Consider the following 20894-nt stretch of genomic DNA (forward strand, 5'->3'; position numbering starts at 1 on the left):
CAGAGAGGGGTGTATAAAAAATGGAAAACAACAAAAAAACGATGTCTTTTCGCTTTGATCACAACGAACCACTGCCGCCCAAAAAGACACCCGCTAAAACGAGTGAACAAGAAGAAAGCCCGCCACTGGAAGTATTGACATGGGATGGGACGCCTTTTCAAAAACCGGAAGAAACGATAAAAGAAAGCAGCAGTGAGGATGAATTTTTGCCGAAGCCGGACAAAGTCATTGATTTAAACAGAAAACGGGAAGAGCGTGGACAAGAGGAACGTTTTTGGGATGATGGCAACCGTTCAAAGTCGCCAAAGCTGCCTCCGAAAAAACGGAAGCGTCCTACAAACTGGACGGCAAAAGCGTTTCCATGGAACATAGTCGCTGCTGTTGTATCAGCGATTGTCGTCGGCGTTGGATTAGGAGCTGTCCTCTACCAATTTGTCATTGCTAGCCCTGCTCAAGATCAGGCTCCACAAGCGGTCTCGGTTGCTGCCAGTGGGCAGGTTGCTTTTCCGACAATGCAAGTTGATGTCGTGCAAGGAGCAGCATTTGACGAGCCAGGCCAAGCGGAGCAAGTCATTCAGTCAACAAAAGCAAAAGGGCTGCCAGCGACATTAATCGGCCAGGAGGAGCCATGGTTTATGTTTGTTGGCGTTGCCGGCGACCGTTCCCGTGCCGAAGAGCTTGGCACGCTTGTGTCAAACGCAGGTCAAGAAGTCTATGTGAAAACATATACAGTCGAAGGGGGCGTGCCTGAAGCCGGCGGAGAAGCAGCGGCTGCTTGGTTCACAGACGCTTACTCTCTGTACAGCGCTCTCGCAGATTTGTCATCTAGCCAGTTGTTAGCGGCTGATAACTCTCCTTTAAACGAAGAACAGCTTCAGCAGTTAAATACAGCGGTTGCTGAGCTACGTTCCAACCGTGATGGGGCGTTTTCTGAGTTAGGCGAGGAAGCAAAACCATTCGCATTAGCGATGAGTGATGCCCTTTCTGAAGCGACAGCCAATCTTGAATCGTACCAAGAAAAAGCGGAAGAACCATTATTATGGGCAACACAGCAAGCACTTTTGCAGGCATTAAGCGATTATGAAAATGCCATTGCTGCGATCAAACAGTAGAAGAACGCGAAGAACGCTTCTGAGCGTTCTTTTTAAGGTTGTTGATTACCTCACTTAGACGGAAACGTTCTACTCCTTATTATTCTTTCTATACTCGAAGTTTCTGTTTATAATAGTAAACAGGAGGGATGCTTTGATGAAAAGCTGCGTATCTGCAGAGACATTATATGAATTAACAACGGTGACAAGCCCAGCAGTAGCGCCTGATGGCAAGAGTGCTGCTATTGTTGTCACAAAAATGGACAAGCAAAAAAATGACTACATAGCCAATATTTACGGATTGGATATACAAAAAAGTAGTCACGTTTCTCAATGGACATTTGGGAACGATAAGCATATTTCACCAAAATGGTCCTCAACTGGGGCGCTTGCCTATCTCTCAAACCGGACTGGAAAAATGCAAGTCTATGTTAAACAAGGCATGGCGGAAGCTGAACAGCTGACAGATCTCGAAAATGGCGTTAACTCGTTTTTTTGGTCACCTGATGGGAGCAAAATTGCTTTTGCTGCCTATAAACAGCCTGAAAAAACAGGGACAAGCAGTGATTGGCCAAAGCCATTAGTAATAGAGGCAATGAAATATAAGTCAGACGAGAGAGGCTTGTTTGATGGCAGTTTGAAACAAATTGGCGTAGTCGACATTGCCACAAAAAAGTGGAAGTGGGTAACAGATAGCCCTGCTGATGTAAATGTAATTGACTTTTCAGCAAATGGACGTGCTGTTCTTGTAGCCGGCAGCCATAAGGAAAACAATGATTTTACTTTTGCAGTTGATGTTTGGTTTATTGACTTGGATACGGGAGCAAAAACGCAAATTACAAAGGAACCAATGGTCGTACAAAGCGGATCTGTATCACCCGATGGTTCTTATGTCGCTCTCCTAGGCCATGAGAGAGAATACAAAAACGCGACATTGACGAAGCTGTATGTTTATGATTGCCAAAAACAAGAAATCCGTTTGCTTTCCGGCCAAGTGGATGCGTCAATTGGCGATGTTGCAATTGGGGATTTTTTACAGAATATTGGTTCAAATGGGTTGAAATGGGGAGAAGATGGTCAGTCCATTTATGCGCTTGTTTCAAAAGAAGGCGATGTGAATGTTTGGTCGTTTAGCCTCGATGGCACAGTCAATCAGGTCACGCATGAAAAACGTCACATAAATGGATTCGATTTTCAAAATGGCCAAGGAATTGTAACGATAAGCGACGTTAAACAGCTTAGCGAGGCCTACCGACTTGAACTTGCCACTGGGACGCTTCATGAACTTACGTCATTCAATGACCAACCGCGGCGTGCGTATGAGTTTAGCGGCCTAGAAGAAATTTGTTATAAACGGGAAGATGGCAGTTTGGTCGCAGGTTGGCTAATGAAGCCGATTGGGTTTGAAGAAGGAAAAACGTATCCGCTCGTTTTAGAAGTACATGGCGGTCCCCATGCGATGTATGCTCGTACGTATTTTCATGAATTTCAACTATTATGCGCGAAAGGGTTTGGCGTGTTGTTTACCAATCCCCGTGGTGGCCTTGGGTACGGGCAAGCGTTTGCTGATGCAGTCCGTGGCGATTATGGCGGAGGGGACTTCCAAGATTTAATGGATGTCCTTGATTTTACAATTGGACAACATAGCTGGATTGATCAGGAGCGCATCGGTCTGACTGGGGGAAGTTACGGTGGCTTTATGACGAATTGGGCTGTTGGCCATACGAATCGGTTCAAAGCGGCCGTTACGCAACGCTCGATATCCAATTGGATTAGTTTTTATGGCGTAAGCGATATTGGCTACTATTTTTCAGAGTGGCAAATAAAAGCAGACTTGCATGATATCGAAACACTGTGGGCCCATTCGCCACTCAAATACGTTGAAAACGTGGAAACGCCATTGCTTATTCTGCACGGTGAAAAAGATTATCGCTGTCCGATTGAACAAGCAGAGCAATTGTTTATTGCGTTGAAAAAGCATGGGAAAGAGACTGTATTTATCCGTTTCCCAGAAGCCAATCATGAACTGTCAAGAAGTGGTAAACCTAATTTGCGGATTGAACGTCTCAATGCGATAGCAGATTGGTTTTCCAAGCGGTTATGACACGTCATATGCTAGGCGCTTACATTTGAAATCAGCAGTGATCGATGCCGCTCGCACCAATATGTTTCCTTGTTTGTGAGCGGTTCGATTTACTGAAGTAGAGCCTTTTTAGCTACGGTGAAAAATTGCTCATCTTAAGGCGGACGCCATGTTACTCTTATACACTGCCTAAATTCTCTCTAAAAATCCTGTGAAAAACAGTCTTGTCTTTCCAGTACACGATTTGGTAAACTAACGAAGAACCTGTACACTAGATAAAAACGATGTAGAGGTGACTTCATGAATACCTTTCTATTAGCCTCAAGTTCCCCGAGGCGCAGCGAGTTTTTAAAGCAATGCCACTATCAATTTTTTACCCAACCAAGCAATGTAGAGGAAACATTTGATCCATCATGGGATCATGACACCATTGTAAAAGAGCTAGCGAGGCGAAAGGCGGCTTCAGTCGCAGCTAACCATCCGAATGCCGTCGTCCTTGGCGCTGACACAATTGTTGTCCATAATGGCAAGCATTTAGGCAAGCCGGCGAATTTGACTGAAGCAAAAACGATGCTCATGGCATTGTCGAATAGCACCCATACCGTTTATACAGGTGTTGCCATCCTACATGGAAACAAAGAACATGTTTTTTCCGACGCAGCCAAAGTAACGTTCGATGAAATGACACCAGAGTGGTTAGAGCGCTATTTGCAATCAGGTGATTCGCTTGATAAAGCTGGAGCATATGGAATTCAAAGCTTCGGCGCCATTTTTGTCTCGCGAATAGAAGGGGATTTTTATACAGTAGCGGGGCTACCTCTTTCAAAAACAGCAAAAGCATTGGAAAAATTTCATATCTATCCGAATATCGGTTAAAAGGGGTTGGATGATGACGTTGCTTATACGCGATGTACCACAAACAGAGCGCCCCCGGGAACGGTTTATCCGTGAAGGGGCCAAAGCATTGTCAAATCAAGAAATTGTCGCGATTTTGCTTCGAACAGGCACGAAGCAAAGCTCGGCGCTACATGTAGCGTCTACGTTATTGAGCCAGTTTCCGACGTTGGCAATGTTCAGTGAAGCGCCGTTAGAAGAAATTCAAAAAGTGCCAGGTATTGGCATGGCTAAAGCAATTGAATTGTCTGCTGCGATTGAACTAGGCAGGAGAATTCAGAGAGAAACCAAGCTTGTGAGGCCCGTAATTTCCTCGCCTGAAGATGCGGCAGAGCTCGTTTCAGAAGATATGCGCGGCCTACAACAAGAACACTTTGTAGCATTGTATTTAAATACAAAAAATCATGTGATAAAGCAAAAAACACTCTTTATTGGCAGCCTCAATGCCAGCATTGTCCATCCGCGGGAGGTATTTAAAGAAGCCCTTCAATCATCCTCTGCCTCTGTCATTTGCCTCCATAATCACCCTAGCGGAGACCCAAGTCCAAGCCCGGAAGACATCAGTGTTACCAAGCGTTTGCGTCAAGCTGGAGCCATTCTCGGAATTGAATTGCTCGACCATATTATTGTTGGTGATGGTTGTTTTATTAGCCTAAAAGAACGTGGTTTTTTAGCAACAATTTCGTGAGTGTCAGACTTTGGACAGATTTTTATGCCTGGGGAACTTTAAGGCTATTTTTTTTTGCAGTTATTCGATATAATAATGGGTATGATTTCATATTATGACAAGCGATGTTTCACACTATGAATACAAAAAACAAAAGACACGAACCTACGTGTAATAAAGGGAGGCTTTCTGTTTGATCATTAGGGGTAGCAGCCAGCGTAACAGCGGCTGTATTTTGGTCGGACAGTACATATAAAATGTTTGGTAGCAAAGATATTGGAATTGATTTAGGAACAGCAAATACACTCGTTTATACAAAAGGAAAAGGGATTGTGTTACGCGAGCCATCCGTAGTCGCGCTAAGAACTGATACAAATTCGATTCAAGCAGTCGGAAATGACGCCAAAAACATGATTGGCCGTACGCCAGGCAACATCGTTGCCGTCCGTCCGATGAAAGACGGCGTCATTGCGGATTTTGACACGACGGCGACAATGTTAAAATACTTCATCCAACAGGCGATGAAGAACAGTTCGATGTTTAGTAAAAAACCGGCTGTCATGGTATGTGTGCCTTCAGGCATTACTGCTGTCGAAAAACGGGCGGTTGAAGATGCGACAAAACAAGCAGGGGCAAAAGAAGCTTATACACTAGAGGAGCCATTTGCGGCTGCGATTGGCGCCAACCTTCCTGTCTGGGAACCAACAGGAAGCATGGTAGTTGATATTGGCGGTGGCACGACGGAAGTCGCGATTATTTCTTTAGGAGGGATTGTCACGAGCCAATCAATTCGTGTCGCTGGCGATGAAATGGACGATGCCATCATTCAATATGTGAAAAAGACATACAACTTATTGATTGGCGAGCGGACTGCTGAAACGTTGAAGCTAGAAATTGGTTCGGCCAGTTCCGACGACGAGCAAAATGGCGAAATGGACATACGCGGCCGTGATTTGTTGACTGGGTTGCCGAAAACCATTACGGTGACGGCCGAAGAAATATCCAATGCACTGGCGGATACGGTAGCAACCATTATTGACGGAGTAAAAGGCACGCTTGAGCAATCGCCACCTGAACTTGCAGCCGATATTATGGACCGTGGCATCGTTTTAACCGGTGGAGGGGCGCTGTTGCGCAACTTGGACAAAGTCCTGAGTGAGGAAACGAATATGCCGGTCATTGTCGCTGAAGAACCGCTTGACTGCGTGGCAATTGGCACAGGAAAAGCGTTGGAAAACATTCATTTGTTCCGGGGCAAGTCAAGTAGCCAAACAAGATCGGACTGGAAGTAAGGGTGTAAGGGATGAGGTCTTTTTTCTCCAATAAAAAGCTTATCGTCTTACTGGTGAGCATTATCATTCTAGTGGCGTTAATTGGATTCTCGATGAATCGGGATCGGGATTTGTCAGAGCCGGAACAAATTATGCGCGATGCAATCGGGTGGGTGCAAAATGTCTTTGCCCGGCCCGCCCATTTTGTTGGCGGCATCTATGAAAACATCCAAGAAATCTTTGACGTCTATAACGAAAACCAACTTTTGCGGGCCCGGCTTGAAGAGTATACGCAAATCTCGGTGGAACGGGACCTCCTAAAAGAAGAAAATGCCCGTTTAGTCGATATGCTGGGGATTGACGAAACGCTAAACGATTATGATCAAATCTCTGCGGTTGTCATTAACCGTTCTCCAGACGCTTGGGAACAATACGTTGGTTTAAACCGCGGGCAAACTGACGAAGTCACTGCCGACATGGCCGTCGTTGATTCCCGAGGTGGATTAATCGGCAAAGTAAGCCGGACGAGCAAGTTTACATCCTACGTACAACTGCTCAGCGACAATGATCCGACAAACCGGGTGTCGGCACAAGTAGTGCTTGAGGATGACACGGCTGTCGGCTTCATTGAAGGTTATGATGAAGAAAATGATTTATTGATCATGCGCAAAGTTGACGTGGAAAGCGAAATTGAAGAAGGACAAACCGTAACAACTTCAGGCCTTGGCGATGTCTACCCTGCTGGTTTGTTAATAGGAGAAGTCGACCATACGGAAGCAGACGAATATGGTCTTTCTCAAAATGTATACATTCGTCCTACAGCAGATTTTTCGGCACTCGATTATGTGTTCATCGTCCAGCGTCATCTACCTTCTATGGATGAAGAGCTGCTTGAAGAAGGTGAGGCGGAATGAGCAGAACGTACTTTTCGCTCGTTCTTCTCTTTTTACTCGTTGTAGAGGGCTCCTTGTTGCCTAATTTGCTTCTCAATTATACAGGCTCTGACCAAATTGTCGTTCCTCGCTTCGCGCTTATCGTTATTGTGCTGATTGGCCTTTATTCTGGCAAGCAGGTAGGGATGTTGTACGGGCTTGCATTTGGGCTAATCTTTGATGTCGTTTATACAAACTATCTTGGCATCTATACGTTTGGCTTTGCTTGCCTCGGCTATGCGCTTGCGGTTCCTTTAAAAGCTGTAAAGGAATCGGCGCTTTGGGCTGTCGTGCTCGCTATTGTTGCTGTTTTTGCGTTTGAATACTACCAATATGGCCTATTTTATGTTTTGGGCGTAACAGAAATGCAAGGAAGCACCTTTTTTATGGACCGGCTTTTGCCAACACTTGTGTTAAACAGCGCTTTTGCGATCCTCATTGTTCTCCCTGTGCGTAAACTCGCTGCCCATGTCTTAGAGCAAGCGCGCATTCGCCAGCGCTAAAGCAGGAGTTTGGCGGATCGTGTGGAACTAGTCTTGATAGAAACGAAACGACAAAGAGATAGGTACCGAGGTGATAATGGATGACACGTGGAAAATCATTCGTCACCATCAAAGGCACAAAGGATGGGCTGACGTTTCTTTTAGATGACCGCTGTTCTTTTGATGAATTAATAAAAGAGCTTACAGACAAACTATCGGCCAATTACTACAAAAGTGGCGAAGAAGAACGGCCGGTTTACGTTAAAATGGATTTGGGCAACCGATATTTAAATGAAGAAGATAAAGCGCAGCTAGAAGCGGTTGTCACAGAAGGCCGTAATATGCGGATTGAGCATTATGACTCTGGCGTCATTTCTTGGGAAGAAGCACAATTGATGAAGGAGCATGCGCAAACAACGACTTTAACGAGAATGATTCGTTCTGGACAAGTCGTCCATGTCAAAGGAAATGTCTTACTTGTCGGCGACATTAATCCCGGTGGGCTTCTGACGGCTACAGGGAGCATTTATGTAATGGGCGCTTTAAAAGGGCGTGCCCATGCCGGGTTTGAAGGCAAACGAGATGCCCGTATTTGTGCGGCAATGATGGCGCCTGCTGGGTTACAAATTGCAGACGAATCGCTGTATTTTGTCGATAAAGACGAGGCTGTAGAGGACCATATGAAAGCAGCTTTTCTAGATGAGGCGAACGGCAGCATTCGCATTGAACGAGTGCAGCGGCTTTTGGATGTGGCAGCGGAAATCAACAAAGAAGCCGTTTCCTAGATTGACAAAAGAAAAAGGGGGATGAGAGCGTGGGTGAAGCGATCGTTGTAACAAGCGGCAAGGGCGGAGTCGGCAAAACGACAACCTCAGCGAATATTGGAACGGCGCTTGCGCTATCAGGCAAAAAGGTATGCTTAATCGACGCAGACATTGGCCTGAGGAATCTTGACGTTGTGATGGGACTGGAAAATCGGATTATCTATGACTTGGTAGATGTAGTGGAGGGCCGCTGCAAATTAAAGCAGGCGCTTATCAAAGACAAGCGGTTCGACCATTTGTACTTGTTACCTGCGGCACAGACGAAAGATAAAACCGATGTGTTGCCGGAGCAGTTAAAAAGCCTGGTCAACGAATTAAAAGAAGACTATGATTATGTTATTATCGATTGTCCAGCGGGAATCGAGCATGGTTTCCGCAATGCAGTTGCCGGTGCTGATAAAGCAATTGTCGTCACGACACCGGAAGTGTCTGCTGTCCGCGATGCTGATCGGATTATTGGGTTGCTTGAACAAGAAAATATTGAGCGCCCACGGCTAATTGTGAACCGTATTCGCAATCATTTGGTAAAAAATGGTGAAATGCTAGATGTAGATGAAATTACCTCTATTCTTGCTATTGATTTACTTGGCATTGTTGTCGATGATGACCAGGTCATTAAACATTCGAATAAAGGCGAGCCCATTGCCCTACATACATCGAGTAAAGCGTCAATTGCTTACCGCAACATTGGAAGAAGAATTTTGGGGGAAACAGTCCCATTAATGGCGATTGAGGAAAGCAATACGATGTTTTCAAAAATAAAACGGCTGTTTGGAGTCCGTTAAAAGAATCTGCCTTTGTGCAGGTTCTTTTTTTCATGTGTACGGCCATGTTTAATTGAAAAACAGGCAGGGTATGACACAAGTAGACACTGTTAGAGAAAGGATGAATGGACAAATGGGTAAGAAAGTCGCTGTACTTATTACGGATCTCTTTGAAGATGTGGAATACACGGATCCGAAAGAATCGTTAACGGAAGCAGGCCATAAGTTGGTCACAATTGAAAAAGAAGCAGGCAAAACGGTGACAGGTAAGCAAGGCAATGCAAAAGTTACAATTGACAAAAGCATTGACGATGTTCATGTGGACGACTTTGACGCGTTGTTGCTTCCTGGAGGCTTCTCGCCAGACCAACTTCGGGCGGATGACCGCTTTGTCGAATTTACGAAAGCATTCGCTCAGGCGGGCAAACCAATTATGGCGATTTGCCACGGCCCACAACTTTTAATCAATGCGGATGTCTTGAAAGGACGGACTGTGACAGGGGTCAAACCGATTGTACCTGATCTAAAAAATGCCGGTGCGATATTTAAAGATGAAGAAGTCGTTGTCTGCAACAATAATTTGGTAACAAGTCGGACGCCTGATGATTTGCCAGCTTTCAACCGTGAATCGTTAAACGTGTTGGCAGATTAAAGCTACCAAAAAAGCGAACCGTTTCCATATACGGTTCGCTTTGTTTATGTACGTTTTCTTGAAAGGTAACAAGGACCTAGAACAATGCTTTGAGAAATGGATTTGCAAGAGTCAAATACCGCAAGCGCTGTAACCGTGGCAGCCATGAGGGCTTCCGAATCGACAGTTGCAGCATGCCGCGCTTTTACTTCCGCTTCAATCAGCAACTCCCAAACCCCTGATCCAACTTTCCAATCAAAGGAAATGGCTACCGCCGATAACGGCTTAAAATGGCAATATGGCAAAACAGAAGATGTCTTTTTTGCCGCGAGCGTGCCCGCCGCCCGTGCGTTTTCAAGCACGGAAGCCTCGTGCAAGGCGCCTCGTTGCAAACTTTCATAAAGGTCGCGGTTCATTTGCACGCTTGTCTTCGCAATCGCTTGCTGTGATGTTGCATTTGTTTTTGGCAATTCTGTTAGCCCCGTTCGAGCCCCTTCCTGCTTACGCCACATACCAACCCTCTTTTCGCTCCGTTCCTTATTTATCCTTATCATAAGCGAGGCCTTTTAACAAAGTCAAGTTTCCGTTTGCTTGTTTGTTAACCATTTAGTTAAATAGGTTGACAAAAAGCATCGATCTCCTTATAGTAAAAGAAAAACGAAAGGGAATCGGAAAGCATGAACTTAAAACAACAAATGGCTATTGCCATGATGGCAGCTTTAACAGGGGTTATGGGAGTGGTTCCCTCTATCCCAATAGGTCCAGTACCAATTACGATCCAGTCGATTGCACCGATGCTTGCTGGCAGCATTTTGGGAGCTAAACGGGGCGCAGCATCAATGATGCTTTTTCTTCTCCTTGTCGCTTGCTCGGTCCCGCTTTTGTCAGGGGGACGAGGGGGTGTCGGTCATTTATTCGGCCCGACAGGCGGTTATTTATTTGGCTGGATACTCGTTGCGTTTCTAGTCGGCTGTTACGTTACTTACGCTAAACGCGTAAACGTTTGGAAACTAATGGCTGTCAATATTATCGTCGGAATGTTTATTCTCTATGGATGCGGAGCGCTGTACTTGTCGCAAGTGACAGCCACATCTATTAGCGAAGCGCTCATGCTTAATGTCGCTTTTATTCCAGGAGATACGGCAAAAGCAGTGTTGGCTGCTTTCATTGCTGTCCGTGTCCGTCATGCCTTAGGTGAAGGAAATGTAGAAAAGGTTATGGCAGAAAAAAGAAGTGCCTAAAAAAAGCTCACGCACGTAGAGACGGTGCGTGAGCTTTTTTTCATGAACGATGTTGCGTGTATTGGCTTTGTTTAGTAATTCGTTCGATGTTGTCAATTTCTGTCTGTAACAGTGGCTTTTCCTTGCAAGAGCGGGCATTTTGTCTTAGCTGCTCTATCGAGCTGGCACCAGCTACAACTGCTGCTACTGGCGGATGGGCCAAACAATAATCGAAAGCCACTTTTGTCAAAGAGTATGTTTTTCCGTAAGTTTGCATAAGGACGTCCCGCAATTGTTCAATTTCTTTGACTGAGTAATCCAAGTAACCGTCAGAAGCAGCAGCAACCGTATGTAAGGGGCGTTCGCTTAAAATCCCTTTCGCTACTGGGCCACGGGCAACGACGCTAATGCCATTTTCCTCTAAATACGGAAACCATTCTTCTGGACGCCTGTCTAAAATGCTGTATTGCATCATAATCGACACAATGGAAGACTGTTCAACATATGTGCGGATCACATTGGGGCGAATCGAGGAAATGCCGTATTCGCGAATAAGCCCTTCCTGTTTCAGTTCCTCAAATGCTTCTATTGTTTCATCGATTGGATCATCGATGGTTCCGCCGTGGAGTTGGTACAAGTCGATGTAATCTGTTTGTAGGCGTTGCAAGCTTGCTTTTGCTGCCTCTTTAATATATTGTTTCGAAGGGTCCCACTCCCAGCCTTGTTTCCCCTTCTCAAAACGATTTCCAGCCTTTGTGGCTATAATAAAGTCGGAGCGTTTTCCTTTTAATGCTGCGCCAATTATTTTTTCATTCTCCCCATAATCGTACAAGTCGGCCGTATCAATATAATTGACTCCAAAGTCTGCCGCCTCAGCAATTATTTCGGTTGCACGGCGTGTATCTGTCCCTAGCGACATTGCTCCAAGGCCGAGTTCGCTTACGTAAAGCTCCGATTTTCCTAGTCGCCGTTTGTTCATCGTTATCACCCCTACTTTTGTCATTCCCGCTTTTCTTTATTATTAACCTGAATACGAGTTAGGGACAAGTCATAAGATGTACAAATCGATGAGAGGGGCCTGTAAAATGGATAGAAGGAAAAAAATCCAAAAAAAGATCGCCGCTAGAAGGCAAGCTGCTCCAAAACGAAACACTGCCTTAAATGAGGCGCCGCTTTCTCCTGAAAAAGGCGCTAATTTGCTGCCACAAAAGCGCCAGTCAGGAATACGCCGTTTTGTTATGCAATTGGCCATCTCCGGATGCTTGTTTTTTATGATCGGCATTATTTATCAATCAGGCAATGAGCGCGTACAGCCTGTGCAAGCATTTGTTGAACAAACATTTAACCAGCATTTTCAATTTGCTGCTGTTTCTGCTTTTTTTGAAAAGCATTTAGGGTCGCCCCTTCATTTGCTTCCAGAGCAACGTGCCTCTGAAGAAGAAAAAGAACCACTCGATTACGCTTATCCTGCATCAGGTGTTATTCGCGAAAGCTTTGATAAAGACGGCAAAGGCATTTTGCTTGAAACGGGACTAGGCGAAGAAGTAAAGGCAGTTAAAGGAGGCCATGTGATTCGTGTGACGACAAGCGAAGAATCTGAGTTGGGCAATCTGATTGAACTTCAACATCCCGATGGCACATCCTCGATATACGGTATGCTTGATGATGTTTCTGTCCATCCATATGATATTTTAGAAAGCGGAGCGGTGCTGGGGACCGTATCATCTGATGAAAATCAGGCAGGCATCTTTTACTTTGCTATTCGGCAAGGAGATGACTATATTGATCCCAGCGAAGTGATGAATTTTGATTGAACTTATAAAAAAAGTTCGCGTACATCCCCTATTTTGGCTCGTCATTGCTGCTGGCATCATCACCGGTCATTTTAAGGAAGTATTGATGGTGTTCGTCATTGTGTTTGTCCATGAAATGGGGCATTCAGTAGCGGCCTATATGCTTAAATGGGATATTAAAAAAATCGAGCTTCTTCCTTTTGGCGGTGCTGCGCAAGTGGAAGAAAACGGAACGAAACCAATTAAAGAGGAAATGGCCATTGTCTTGGCAGGACCGCTTCAGCACTTATGGTTATGGGCATTGTCTTTTGCCTTGGTGGGGCAGCCTTTTTGGTCTGAGAGCGACCATGAACTGTTTGTGGCCCATAACGCCGCGATTGTCTTGTTTAATTTGTTGCCTATTTATCCACTTGATGGCGGAAGGATGGTACAACTTGCTTGTTTAGCTGTTTGGCCGTACAAGCGGGCGATGGCAGCTAGCCTTGGGATTTCGGTTGGGTTTTTGGCCGTAGCGCTGTCAATCATGCTGTTTTTGCCCTTTCACCTTAATTTGTTCGTGATTCTTTCTTTCTTGGCACTGACGAATGGATTGGAATTCAAGCAGCGGAACTATCGATTTATGCGGTTTTTAATGGCAAAACAAACAGATCGTGCGACGAAATCTATACATGCCAGGGTTTCTGGGCAGCTGCCCATTCGTGATGCCCTGGCGCTTTTACGGAGGGGCCAAGTGCAGTTGTTTGTAATAGAAGATGGCGGCAATCGGTACACAGTGGCAGAAAAAGAGCTTTTGCAAGCCTATTTTGCGGAAGCGAAACTTCATGCACCAGTAAGGACATTAGTGCCTCCAGCCGTGTAACAATTGTATCTCCTTTTGGCTTCGCGTAAAATAGTAAACAAGCCAAAAAGGAGCGTAAACATGGAGCAATCGATTGTCATTACGAAAGGGATCAATAAACGCGAAGCCGTCCTTTTGGAAAACACTGAGGTGGTTGAATGGTTTTTTGAAAGCAATGACCGCCCCCAAATGGTTGGCAGCGTCTTTTTAGGTAAAGTCGAAAGAGTCCTTCCTGGCATGGAGGCTGCTTTTGTTGATATTGGCACAGGCAAGAACGGGTTTTTGCACCGTGATGAACTTCTCGCTTTCCATCTGGACCCGAGCGACTTAACGGAAAAGCAAACAAAAAGCATTTCCCAGTTTGTATCGCCAGGCGATACAATTGCCGTGCAAGTGACAAAAGAAGGGACGAACGAGAAAGGGCCTCGTTTGTCAGGCGTTGTGTCTATCCCGGGAAAATATGTTGTTTATATGCCAGAAGGCGCGTATGTCGCCGTGTCACGGCGGATTGAATCAGACCATATCCGAGCTTCCCTACACACTGCTTTAGAAAATAAGCTTCAGCACAATGAAGGTGCGATTGTCCGGACTGCCGCAGCAGATGCCCCGATTGAAGAAGTAGAACGTGACTTGGTGTTTTTACGGACGCTGTGGCAAAAAACGCTCCGCCATCAAGAACAGGCGCCAGCGCTCATTTATCAAGCAGCTACTTTAGTGGAAACGTTACTTTTAGGCTATCTTAATGAGCATGTCACAGAAGTGGTCGTCGATGACATTGATGATTACCGTCTTATGAAGCAACTGGTTAAAACAAGCGATAAAGAAAAAGTTAAACTGTATGCGCACAAAGGCTCTTCGTTCCAGTCAGCACGAATTAGCGCCCAATTGGCCAAAGCGCAAAAGCGTCGTGTTTGGCTAAAAAACGGTGCTTTTCTCGTCATTGACGAAACGGAGGCGATGACCGTTATTGATGTCAATACAGGCAAGTTTACCGGCAAATTTGCACAAAGCGAGACTGTCCTTGCTGTCAATAAACTGGCAGCGGTAGAAGCAGCGAAACAAATTCGCCTCCGTAATTGCAGCGGCATCATTGTGATCGATTTTATTGACATGCAGAGTGACTCAGACCGCTTGGCTGTCCAGCAGACAATGGAACGGGCCCTAAAAAAAGACAGGGTCAAAACAAGTGTCCGTGGTTTTACAAAATTAGGCTTGCTTGAAATGACACGGAAGAAAACACGCCTATCGATGGCAAAAACCTTAACTGTGGAGTGTAAGGCATGCGCGGGCACAGGCGCTGTGCTGGCAGGCCATGGCCACGCTTTTATGCTTGAAAGACTTATATTGGAAGAGCAAGCGGAAGCGCTCGTTGTCGCCTTAACAGCTGAACTGCGGTCGCTTTTAGTCGGGGTTGGCGACCTGTATAAGGAGCGGCTTGAGTCATTGGCCGGCTTAACGTTGCTTCTCGTAACAGACAACTCATTGCCACAGGCCAAGCCTTACTCGATCGATTTTGCAGGTTCTTATGAAGAAGCACAGAAACGCTTTGCCACCATGGCACAAGCAATTGACTAGGAAAGTCATTTATGCTATGATGGGGCTTGTTGGTGATTTGGAGAAGCACCCAATGAACTTACAACCGCGCAGAGTAGGCGTTTAAATGGCATGTCCTGCCTATGATGGCGAGTCTGATGTTATGAGGAGGTGCAAACAGTGTACGCAATTATTGAGACTGGCGGAAAGCAAATCAAAGTAGAAGAAGGCCAAGAAATCTACGTTGAAAAATTAGACGCAGAGGCTGGCGAAGAAGTGAGCTTTGACAAAGTTCTTTTTGTAGGAGGCGAATCGGCGAAAGTCGGCGCTCCGTTTGTAGAAGGTGCATCTGTTACGGGAACGGTTGAAAAACACGGTCGTAACAAAAAAATCATCGTCTATAAAATGAAAGCGAAAAAGAACTATCGTCGCAAGCAAGGCCATCGTCAACCTTACACAAAAGTTGTGATCGGAAAAATCAACGGTTAATCCCGATGATATATGTTCGCATGCAACATAATGAGCATGACGATATCATCGCTTTTACGATGAGCGGACATGCAGAAGCTGGCCCTTACGGCCAAGACATCGTCTGTGCCGGCGTATCCGCTGTTTCCATCGGAACGGTCAATGCTGTCCAGTCCTTATGTGGAGTTGATCTTGTTGTTAGCTCAAAAGGAGAGGGTGGCTATCTTGACTGCGCTGTTCCTGAAGGGCTTGACGTACGGACATATGAAGATGTGCAGCTGTTGTTAAAAGGGATGGAATTGTCATTTTTGTCAATGGCTGACGCTTATCAAACGTTTATTACGGTTGAAATAGACAGGAGGTGATTTCCATGTTGAAAATGGACCTTCAATTTTTCGCATCGAAAAAAGGGGTAGGTAGCACAAAGAACGGCCGTGACTCCCACTCAAAACGCCTTGGTGCAAAACGTGCAGACGGGCAAGCGGTAACGGGCGGTTCTATCCTCGTGCGCCAACGCGGCACACGCGTATATCCTGGTGAGAATGTCGGCAAAGGTGGCGACGACACATTGTTCGCTAAAATTGACGGCGTTGTGAAATATGAGCGTGTCGGACGTGACCGCAAAAAAGTAAGTGTATACCCAGCGTAAAGCTAATAAAAAAACAGTTCTTTTCATAAAGAGCTGTTTTTTTAATTTGTTCTATATGAAAAAATGATTAAAAAGTACTATTATTTTTAGCAGCTTTTGGAATAGATTTCCGTCTTAACACTAATTTTTCCTATTAGACTATTAAAAGCGAAAAAGATGAAGTAAACTAGATTTATGCGCATAAAAAGGAAGAAATAGGAACTGCTTAAGAAGGAGACGTGAAGAATGAAATCAACAGGTATCGTACGCAAACTGGACCAACTAGGTCGAATTGTAATCCCGAAAGAGCTTCGCAGCATGCTGAATATTGAAATTAAAACTCCGCTTGCGATACTAATTGATGGAGACCAAATCGTTTTAGAAAAATATCAGCCATACAAAGCATGTATGGTTACAGGCGAAAGTTCTGATGAAAATTTGACACTTGCAAACGGAAATATTGTTTTAAGCAAAGAAGGAGCAGAGCAAATTATTAAAGAACTGCAACAACAGCTTGAAAGCACCGCAAGCCGCTAAGGTTTCGGTGTTTTTCTATTGCCGAAACATTGTATACTAAAAAGAACTCGTATAGGAAGAGGGGATCAAATGAAAGCGATTGTAAACGGGCTCGTATGGACAGGCATTGCGAATCAGCCAGCTGTCCCCGGAACGGTTTTGGTGGAAGGCGCCTGCATAAAAGAAGTTGGGATCGATGTTGTATTGCCAGAGGGGGTTGAAAAGATCGACGCGAAAGGGGGCTGGGTGACTCCAGGCTTAATTGACGTACATACCCACTTAGGCGTCCACACACAAGGGCTTGGCAATGATGGCCATGATTTTAATGAAACAACGGCTGCATGCACCCCTGAAGTCCGGGCGATCGATGGCATCAATCCGCTAGACCCAGGTTTTAACGACGCCCGCAAATCTGGGGTTACCACTGTACAAATTTTACCAGGAAGCGCCAATGTGATTGGTGGCGAAACATGCATCTTAAAAACGGCTGGCCGTACTGTTGCTGATATGACTGTTAAAGCACCTTCGGCAATGAAAGCCGCACTCGGGGAAAACCCAAAGCGTGTCCATGGGGGAAAAGGACGAGCGCCAGTAACGCGTATGGGAGTGGCTGCCGTTTTTAGGCAAGCGTTAATGAACGCCCAAGACTATGCTGAACGAAAGCGTGCTGGAAAATTAGAAAAACGGGATTTGGGAATGGAGCAGCTTGTGCCTGTTATCGAAGGGAAACGGCCGATGCGTGTCCATGCCCATCGTGCAGATGACATGATGACCGTTTTACGGATTGCCGATGAGTTTTCGCTGCGGCTTACAATTGAACATGCGACAGAGGGCCATCTTATTGCTGAAGAGCTAGCGAACAGTGGCGTCCGCTTTACCATTGGTCCAACGTTCTCTTCTCGCTCGAAACAAGAGCTTGCCAACAAAAGTTGGGAGACGATTCAAGTGTTTGCCGAAAAAAATGTGCCTTTTTCGATAACGACAGACCACCCCGTTATTCCGATTGAACATTTGTTAACGACTGCCGCATTTGCTTTAAAATACGGAATTAGCGAGCAACGGATGTTGGAAGCGATTACTGTACGGGCGGCAGAACATCTCGATATCGACGACCGTCTTGGCACGATTGAAGCAGGCAAAGATGCGGATCTTGTTATTTGGAGCGGTCCGCCATTGCAAGCGGGTACGGTTGTAAGAGAAACGTTTATAAATGGGGAATCAGTCTATACTAATTAAGTAGACCGATTTAGTGGCTTCTTAAGAAGGAACAAAGCGAAGCTGGAAGAAGATAGCTTGGTGAGCGTCTGTGTTGTCTCCATTCCTCAACATGGGGAGTGCTGCAGAAGCTGGCCTGCGATAAAGAGAAGCTGCTTCGTTAGAAGGAGGAACAAGTCGTGTGTGCCAGTACTGATTTTGAACAAGCGGATATGGACGGCTTGTATAAACGGTTTATGCAAGCTAAAACGGAAGAGGAACGAAAACGTTGCGTGACCGAAATGGCATTGGCGATTGAACAAGCCCGGTTAAAGGAGCGAGGGAAAAGCCATGATTAGCAAACAGTTACAAGAACTAGGGAAAAAGCGAATCGCTCCATATCCGTGTGAAGGCTTTCTCCTTGGCGGCGGAAACGAGGAAGCTGACGTCTTGTTTGTCGGGGAAGCGCCAGGGCGTGATGAATTACAAACGCACAAGCCTTTTACTGGCAGAGCAGGGGCGAATTTGAATGGTTTTTTAAAAGAAGCGGGCTTGAATCGTGAGGACATTTATATTACGAGCGTTGTGAGAAGCCGCCCTTATAAACATGATGTTAAAAGCAGCAAAAAGCCAATTGAGGAGCGTGGAAACCGAACGCCGACGCAAAAGGAAATCATCGCCCACGCTCCCCTTCTCGATGAAATGATCAACCAACTGGACCCAAAACTCATTGTAACACTAGGGGCGATTGCTCTTAAACGCCTTGTCGGCCCAAACATCAACCTTCAAGATGTTCACGGGAAACCATTTTGCACCCGTTTGCTGCAATTGCCATCGCTTGAATCTAGCAAACTAGTACGAGGAGAACGGCAACAACACGTTTTTCCGACATTCCATCCTGCTTCTGTCTTTTACAATCCAACATTAGCAACAGCGATTACAAACGATATGCGGCAATTGCGGTCAGTGCTCGACTGGTTACATGAACAAGGGTGAAAGAGGGTTTTCCCGTCTAATCCATCCTCTTAGGTAGATGGAATTCGACGCCTTTACCGATCGTCTTGAAGGATGGTAGCGACTTTGTAGTCTTCGGGATCAAGGGGCAGCCTATTCCCAAGCATTTGCTGTGCAAGAAGCATGCCGATATAAGGCCCAGTCGTTAAGCCACTTGAGCCGAGACCGTTGGCAAACCACACGTCCTCTACACCAGGAAGCAAGCCGAAGACCGGTTGGAAATGTGGGACGACAGGACGGAAGCCGACTCGCGTTTCTAGCCATTCCGCTTTTTGTAACCCTGGGGCAACACTAAGAGCGTTGGCCAGTATCGTGTGCACTCCCCCGGCAGTGACAGCTGTATTAAAGCGTGGATAATCCTCATGGGTTGTACCTGCAACGATACGGCCGTTCTCAAAAGCAAGCAAATAGGAATTTCCAGGTGGCATGACTACTGGCCATTCATCTGTGTTTGTTTCGAGATGTAAATGGATGATTTGTGCTTTTTGTTCCCGCACGTCCACAGCAATGCCGACGGGGGCGAGCAATTCTTTTGCCCAAGCACCGCAAGCAATGACGATTTCATCCCCATGTACTTGTTTTCCGTCAGCATAAACGCTGAGCTTACGCGGCGATTCACGAACAAGCGTTGCTTTTGCAGGAATAAGGGTAGCGCCAAGATTTTGGGCAGCTTGTTGCAGGGCCTTATTTAAGTTAGAGCCGTCGACTCGCGCTGCGCCACTCACATGAACGGCACCAAAATCGTTGCTTAGTGGCGGAAAAAGCTTCTGCGTTTCGGAAGGAGACAGAACCGTTAGTTCACCCATTTCCGGGGCAGCTGCTTGTTTTTGGCGGGCACGCTCATAGGCCGCTGCAAGTTCGTGCGAATCTTGATGGAGCCACAATGCGCCCGTTTGCTTATAGCCTGTTTGTTTTTGGCCAAGTGCTGCCAACTGCTTGATCAAGTCTGGGTAATAAGCAGCGCCTTGTTTAACAAGGCGGTACCATTTTTGATTGCGGCGTTTTGAAAGCCAGGGGCAAACAATCCCTGCTGCTGCTTGTGTCGCCTTCCCATGATGGTTGTTGTCTATAAGCGTGACAGACGCACCGTTTTTAGCAAGATGGTAGGCTGTGGAGCTTCCTAAAATGCCTCCACCAATTACGACAATCTTTTTCATAAACAGGAATCCCTTCTGTTCGTCAGTAGTCCTTTTTGAGCGTAACGAAAGGGGCAAACCGTGTCAACTGAATGGAGATCTTTAGTAGATTTTTAACAAAAGGTTCAAGACTGTGCCGTCCATACATAAACTAAAGGAGCAATCTGTGACAGGAGGAAATGGTGTGAAACAGGTAATCATCGGCATTACATCGTCTATTGCTGAAGAAACGTTGCTCAGCACGACGCTTGCAAATATTTGGTCTGTCAATGATGCGGATGTGCTTCCAGTCGTGCTTCCAAACATCGCGGATAAAGCCGAGTATTATGCAGACATGGTGGATGGCGCGCTGCTTACAGGTGGAGGGGACATCGACCCAGCGCTATTTGGAGAAGATCCTCATCCGTTGCTTGGGGAAATTACACCGGAACGGGACCAGTTTGAAGTGGCGTTAACGAAAGCGTTGCTGGCGCGAAACAAGCCACTTCTCGCCATTTGCCGGGGCGTACAAATATTGGCGATTGCTGGAGGCGGCGATATGTACCAAGATTTGCCGAGCCAATTTGCCAAACCGCTCATTCAACATCGCCAACATGCGCCTCGTTCGTATAAAAGCCATCAGATTACAATTGGGCAAGGCACACGATTGGAAACGCTTGCAAAAGGAAATACCGCTTACGTCAACAGCTACCACCACCAAGCGGTGAGGCAAGTCCCTGCTGGTTTTAAAGCTTCGGCTTGGACAAATGATGGTGTCATTGAGGCGATTGAAAACAGCGCTAGCTATCCTTTTCAAGTCGGCGTCCAGTGGCATCCAGAAACGTTAGTAGACGATGAATTTTCAACCCGTTTGTTTCATGCTTTCATAGCCTCCTGCAAATGACAAAGATTGGCGTGGCTTGTGATTGTCAAGTA

25 protein-coding genes and 1 other annotated feature are annotated in these 20894 nt (G+C 46.0%); of the genes, 22 read left to right on the forward strand and 3 right to left on the reverse strand.

The features are described from left to right. Window positions 1-20 precede the first annotated feature (20 nt). The 10 genes from BC8716_RS14605 (at window position 21) to BC8716_RS14650 (ending at window position 9660) form a co-directional block, all read left to right on the forward strand. Complete coding sequence (locus BC8716_RS14605; protein WP_094426806.1) at window positions 21-1112, forward strand: hypothetical protein; 1092 nt, start codon at window positions 21-23, stop codon at window positions 1110-1112. 136 nt (window positions 1113-1248) lie between these two features. Further along, complete coding sequence (locus BC8716_RS14610; RefSeq protein ID WP_094426808.1) at window positions 1249-3195, forward strand: S9 family peptidase; 1947 nt, start codon at window positions 1249-1251, stop codon at window positions 3193-3195. A 279-nt stretch (window positions 3196-3474) separates the two neighbouring features. After that, window positions 3475-4050, forward strand: coding sequence for a Maf family protein (locus BC8716_RS14615; RefSeq protein ID WP_094426811.1), 576 nt, complete (start codon window positions 3475-3477; stop codon window positions 4048-4050). A 13-nt stretch (window positions 4051-4063) separates the two neighbouring features. Further along, complete coding sequence (gene radC, locus BC8716_RS14620; RefSeq protein ID WP_094426813.1) at window positions 4064-4756, forward strand: RadC family protein; 693 nt, start codon at window positions 4064-4066, stop codon at window positions 4754-4756. Window positions 4757-4992: 236 nt separating this feature from the next. Then, window positions 4993-6027 carry a rod shape-determining protein gene (locus tag BC8716_RS14625; protein WP_062749586.1) on the forward strand — a complete coding sequence of 345 codons (1035 nt, stop codon included), beginning with the start codon at window positions 4993-4995 and terminating at the stop codon, window positions 6025-6027. An 11-nt stretch (window positions 6028-6038) separates the two neighbouring features. After that, window positions 6039-6920: a rod shape-determining protein MreC gene (gene mreC, locus BC8716_RS14630; protein WP_094426816.1), complete on the forward strand. Its 882-nt coding sequence runs from the start codon at window positions 6039-6041 to the stop codon at window positions 6918-6920. Then, on the forward strand, window positions 6917-7441 hold the full coding sequence (gene mreD, locus BC8716_RS14635) for a rod shape-determining protein MreD (protein WP_011247455.1): 525 nt from the start codon (window positions 6917-6919) through the stop codon (window positions 7439-7441). Before mreC ends, mreD begins: the two co-directional genes overlap by 4 nt. An 80-nt stretch (window positions 7442-7521) precedes the next feature. Further along, complete coding sequence (gene minC / locus BC8716_RS14640; protein ID WP_063608457.1) at window positions 7522-8205, forward strand: septum site-determining protein MinC; 684 nt, start codon at window positions 7522-7524, stop codon at window positions 8203-8205. Window positions 8206-8234: 29 nt separating this feature from the next. Then, window positions 8235-9029, forward strand: coding sequence for a septum site-determining protein MinD (minD, locus tag BC8716_RS14645; RefSeq protein WP_011247453.1), 795 nt, complete (start codon window positions 8235-8237; stop codon window positions 9027-9029). Window positions 9030-9141: 112 nt separating this feature from the next. Further along, window positions 9142-9660, forward strand: a complete 519-nt coding sequence (locus BC8716_RS14650) for a type 1 glutamine amidotransferase domain-containing protein (protein WP_094426819.1) — start codon at window positions 9142-9144, stop codon at window positions 9658-9660. Between the two features lie 44 nt (window positions 9661-9704). On the opposite strand, the gene BC8716_RS14655 is transcribed toward BC8716_RS14650, so the two are convergent. Continuing rightward, on the reverse strand, window positions 9705-10151 hold the full coding sequence (locus BC8716_RS14655; protein WP_011247451.1) for a cyclic pyranopterin monophosphate synthase MoaC: 447 nt from the start codon (window positions 10149-10151) through the stop codon (window positions 9705-9707). 165 nt (window positions 10152-10316) lie between these two features. Here BC8716_RS14655 and BC8716_RS14660 point away from each other — a divergent pair, with 165 nt between their 5' ends. Continuing rightward, complete coding sequence (locus tag BC8716_RS14660; RefSeq protein WP_094426822.1) at window positions 10317-10880, forward strand: biotin transporter BioY; 564 nt, start codon at window positions 10317-10319, stop codon at window positions 10878-10880. Window positions 10881-10920: 40 nt separating this feature from the next. Here the strand turns inward: BC8716_RS14660 and BC8716_RS14665 are convergent, their stop codons facing one another. Further along, window positions 10921-11838, reverse strand: coding sequence for an aldo/keto reductase (locus tag BC8716_RS14665; RefSeq protein ID WP_094426824.1), 918 nt, complete (start codon window positions 11836-11838; stop codon window positions 10921-10923). Between the two features lie 106 nt (window positions 11839-11944). Between BC8716_RS14665 and BC8716_RS14670 the strand changes: the two genes are divergently transcribed. The 10 genes from BC8716_RS14670 to BC8716_RS14710 all read left to right on the forward strand — a co-directional run bounded on the left by BC8716_RS14670 (window position 11945) and on the right by BC8716_RS14710 (window position 18825). Further along, window positions 11945-12673 (forward strand): M23 family metallopeptidase, encoded by a 729-nt coding sequence (locus BC8716_RS14670; RefSeq protein WP_157730448.1) that lies wholly within the window; start codon window positions 11945-11947, stop codon window positions 12671-12673. Then, the gene (locus tag BC8716_RS14675) at window positions 12666-13511 is read left to right on the forward strand and encodes a M50 family metallopeptidase (protein WP_094426830.1); all 846 of its coding nucleotides are present in this window, start codon (window positions 12666-12668) and stop codon (window positions 13509-13511) included. The genes BC8716_RS14670 and BC8716_RS14675 overlap by 8 nt, the downstream gene beginning before the upstream one ends. Window positions 13512-13571: 60 nt before the next feature. Continuing rightward, the gene (locus BC8716_RS14680) at window positions 13572-15065 is read left to right on the forward strand and encodes an Rne/Rng family ribonuclease (RefSeq protein ID WP_094426833.1); all 1494 of its coding nucleotides are present in this window, start codon (window positions 13572-13574) and stop codon (window positions 15063-15065) included. A gap of 52 nt (window positions 15066-15117) precedes the next feature. Then, window positions 15118-15190: a sequence feature (ribosomal protein L21 leader region), on the forward strand. Between the two features lie 13 nt (window positions 15191-15203). Further along, on the forward strand, window positions 15204-15512 hold the full coding sequence (gene rplU, locus BC8716_RS14685) for a 50S ribosomal protein L21 (RefSeq protein ID WP_011247445.1): 309 nt from the start codon (window positions 15204-15206) through the stop codon (window positions 15510-15512). A 5-nt stretch (window positions 15513-15517) separates the two neighbouring features. After that, the gene (locus BC8716_RS14690) at window positions 15518-15856 is read left to right on the forward strand and encodes a ribosomal-processing cysteine protease Prp (RefSeq protein ID WP_094426835.1); all 339 of its coding nucleotides are present in this window, start codon (window positions 15518-15520) and stop codon (window positions 15854-15856) included. Window positions 15857-15861: 5 nt separating this feature from the next. Next, a complete protein-coding gene (rpmA, locus tag BC8716_RS14695) occupies window positions 15862-16140 on the forward strand; it encodes a 50S ribosomal protein L27 (RefSeq protein ID WP_011247443.1) in 279 nt (92 codons plus the stop codon). 225 nt (window positions 16141-16365) lie between these two features. Continuing rightward, on the forward strand, window positions 16366-16656 hold the full coding sequence (locus BC8716_RS14700; protein ID WP_011247442.1) for an AbrB/MazE/SpoVT family DNA-binding domain-containing protein: 291 nt from the start codon (window positions 16366-16368) through the stop codon (window positions 16654-16656). A 69-nt stretch (window positions 16657-16725) separates the two neighbouring features. Then, the gene (locus tag BC8716_RS14705) at window positions 16726-17871 is read left to right on the forward strand and encodes an amidohydrolase (RefSeq protein ID WP_094426837.1); all 1146 of its coding nucleotides are present in this window, start codon (window positions 16726-16728) and stop codon (window positions 17869-17871) included. 158 nt (window positions 17872-18029) lie between these two features. After that, complete coding sequence (locus tag BC8716_RS22330) at window positions 18030-18188, forward strand: hypothetical protein (RefSeq protein WP_157730449.1); 159 nt, start codon at window positions 18030-18032, stop codon at window positions 18186-18188. Then, window positions 18181-18825: a uracil-DNA glycosylase gene (locus BC8716_RS14710; RefSeq protein ID WP_094426839.1), complete on the forward strand. Its 645-nt coding sequence runs from the start codon at window positions 18181-18183 to the stop codon at window positions 18823-18825. Before BC8716_RS22330 ends, BC8716_RS14710 begins: the two co-directional genes overlap by 8 nt. A 53-nt stretch (window positions 18826-18878) precedes the next feature. Here BC8716_RS14710 and BC8716_RS14715 read toward each other — a convergent pair whose 3' ends face one another. Beyond that, a complete protein-coding gene (locus tag BC8716_RS14715; RefSeq protein WP_094426842.1) occupies window positions 18879-20000 on the reverse strand; it encodes an NAD(P)/FAD-dependent oxidoreductase in 1122 nt (373 codons plus the stop codon). A gap of 163 nt (window positions 20001-20163) precedes the next feature. Here BC8716_RS14715 and BC8716_RS14720 point away from each other — a divergent pair, with 163 nt between their 5' ends. After that, window positions 20164-20862 carry a gamma-glutamyl-gamma-aminobutyrate hydrolase family protein gene (locus BC8716_RS14720; RefSeq protein ID WP_094426843.1) on the forward strand — a complete coding sequence of 233 codons (699 nt, stop codon included), beginning with the start codon at window positions 20164-20166 and terminating at the stop codon, window positions 20860-20862. Window positions 20863-20894 lie beyond the last annotated feature (32 nt).

Origin of the sequence: Shouchella clausii (assembly GCF_002250115.1) — a bacterium.
GTDB lineage: Bacteria > Bacillota > Bacilli > Bacillales > Bacillaceae_D > Shouchella > Shouchella clausii.